Annotated in this window: 1 pseudogene; it reads left to right on the top strand. The window is 68.9% G+C overall.

The annotated features are described in order from the left end of the window. A pseudogene (locus tag ACFSM0_RS17730) lies at positions 1 to 2,735 on the top strand (hypothetical protein); the annotation flags it as partial.

Here is a 2,735-nt window from a genome sequence, read left to right as displayed (position 1 = left end):
AACACGCGCTACATCGTCGATGTGATCGAGCTTTCCTGCCTGCCGCAGGATCTGGCCGGGCTCTGGGTCGATGACGAGCGGGCCGAATGGTCCACCGGCGCGGTAGCGCATGCCTTTGTGACGGCGGGCGATGATCCGGGCGATGTGGGGCCGCTGGCGAAATCGGCGAGCGCCACGCCCGGCGCGGGGCAGATCTACGTGGGCCGCTCGGTCGCGGTTTATGACGGCGATGATGGCCCGCATATCTTCGTCAAGCACTTCGACGGCACCCAGACCGCCGCCGACCCCTATCTCGTCTGGGCCTTCGGGGCGGATCCCGATTACCCCTGGACGGCGGACCATATCGGCACCGGCAAAAGCTACGTCGTGGTGACCACCTGCTACAACAGCGATGAGCTCACGAGCTATCCCACCTATCTGTGGGAGCTCGCGCCGCTCCCGATGTATGACCCGCGCCTTGACACCACGGTGGGCGGGGCTGGCGCGCACCGCTGGGGTGACCGGGCGAGCTATGCGCCCACCCGCAACCCCGCTGTGATCGCCTATAACATCGCGCGCGGGGTCTATCGGGGCGCCGAATGGATCTTCGGCGGGCGCAACCTTGCGGCCTGGCGGTTGCCCTTTGCCGAATGGGTCGCGGCAATGAATGCCTGCGATGCCCCGGTGGCGCTGGCCTCCGGGGGCACCGAGCCCGCCTATCGCTGCGGCGCCGAAATCACCGTCGACATGGAGCCCTTGAGCGTGCTCGAGGAACTGGGCCGCGCCGCAAACCTGCGCTTTGCCGAGGTGGGCGGCATGCTCAAGCCGCTCGTTGATCTGCCCGGCGCGGCGGTGTTGTCGATCACCGATGAGGATATCCTGATCACCGAGGGGCAGAGCTATCGCCCCTTCGCCGCGGTGAGCGAGACCTTCAACGCGCTCTCGGCCACCTATCCCGAGCCGCAAGAAAAATGGGCCAGCAAGGATGCGCCGGAATATATCGACGCGGTGGCCACGGCTGACGATGGCGGGCGGTATCTGCCCACATCGCTGAGCTATCCGGCGGCGCCTTACGCGGATCAGGTGCAGCGGCTGATGCGGATGCAGATGCGCGATTACCGACGCCAGCGCACGCACCAGTTCCACCTGCCGCCGATGGCCTATGCGCTGGAGCCGCTCGACATGATCAGCTGGAGCTCGGCGCGCAACGGCTATGCGGCCAAGGCATTCCTCGTCGAAAGCGTGCAAAAGACCGCGGGCATGTGCGTGGGCGTGACGCTGCGCGAGGTCGATCCTGCCGATTATGACTGGTCGAGCGATTTTGAGCTGCCGCGCACGGTGACGGTGCCTGCCAACCCGGTGCAGACGGCGCAGGGGATCGAGGGGTTTGCCGCCAGTGCCGTGATGGTGACGGATGCGCGCAGCCGGGCGCGGGTGCCCGCGGTGCGCGTCTCCTGCGCCTCTGATGAGGTTGGCGTCTCGGCGCTGCGGGTGCAGATCCGCAAGGACGGCGAGGCCACCGCCAGCTTTGACACCGCATTGCCCTATGGCGCGCCGCATCACTGGACGCTGACCGGCGTGGCGCCAGAGACGACCTATCATGTGCGCGGTGCGCTGCTCTCCGATCTGACCGGCGCCTTCGTCTGGTCCGGTGAGATCGCGGTGACCACGGGCGCGGTCGAGATCACGCGCGACGATCTCGCCGCCGATGTGCAGGGCGCGATCGACGCGGCACAGGCGCGGGCCGAGGCGGCTGCGGCTGCCGCCAATGAGGTGCAGGGCAATCTGGATGCGGCGGTGGACACGTTGCGCACCGAGGCCGCCGAAGCCCTTGCGCCGGTGGCGATCGATCTGGCCGAAGCGCGGGCCGATCTTGAGGCGATGCGCCCCGATCAGCGCGCCGTGGCGGCGCGGGTTGATGCGCTCGGCGCGGCCCTCACCTCGGCGCTCCTCGCGGTCTCGGCGGCCCAGACCCGGATGGCGGATGCCGGGATCTATGTCGATCCCGCCACCGGCACGGCGCGGATCGAGGCGGTCGGGCGGATCGACGATGCGCTCTCGGCGGTCAGCCTGAGCCTTGATGCGCTGGCGGGCCAGATCGCGCTCAGGGCAACCTATGCCGATGTGAGCGCCGCCGTCTCCGAGGCGCTGCTCGATCCGACGCAGATCCCGGTGATCGACGATCTGACGGCGAGGATCACCGATGTGCAGCTGACGCTCGACAGCCTCGCGGCAACGGTGGCGCTCTCGGCCTCGCAGATCGAGATCGACGGCATTGCCGCCACGCTGGGCACGGTCTCGACCGCGCTTGATGCGGCGCTGGCGACCCTGGAAACTGTGGTGACGCGCAGCGAGTTTGACGCTGCCGCCAGCCGCCTCACCACGGTCGAAGAGACGCTCGGCGCCTTTGACGGGGCGCGCTATAGCCTGATGCTCACCGATGCGGTGGTGCAGGGGCGCCGCCTCGATGACGCAGCCCGCGCCTCGGTTGCGGCACTTGTGCAGGGCTATGCGGCGCGCGAGGTGACGCGGACAGACATTGCTCTCGCTGGCCAGGACATGCGCGCGCTCGTCGATGAGGATCGGGTGGCGCTGGCCACGCTGCGCACCGAGCTTGGCGCGGCGATCGACGGCTCCGCCGCGCTCGTGGTGCAGGAGGCGCGCGCGCGGGCCACGGCAGACAGCGCGCAGGCTGCCCAGATCAGCGCGCTGCAGGCGAGCGTTGCGGAGACGAGCGCCGCCGTGAGTGGTGAGGC

It is taken from the genome of Rhodobacter lacus, assembly GCF_042683065.1.
Lineage (GTDB): Bacteria > Pseudomonadota > Alphaproteobacteria > Rhodobacterales > Rhodobacteraceae > Rhodobacter > Rhodobacter lacus.
Note: the sequence above shows the minus strand (reverse complement) of the source record. Positions and strands in the feature narration are given on the sequence as shown.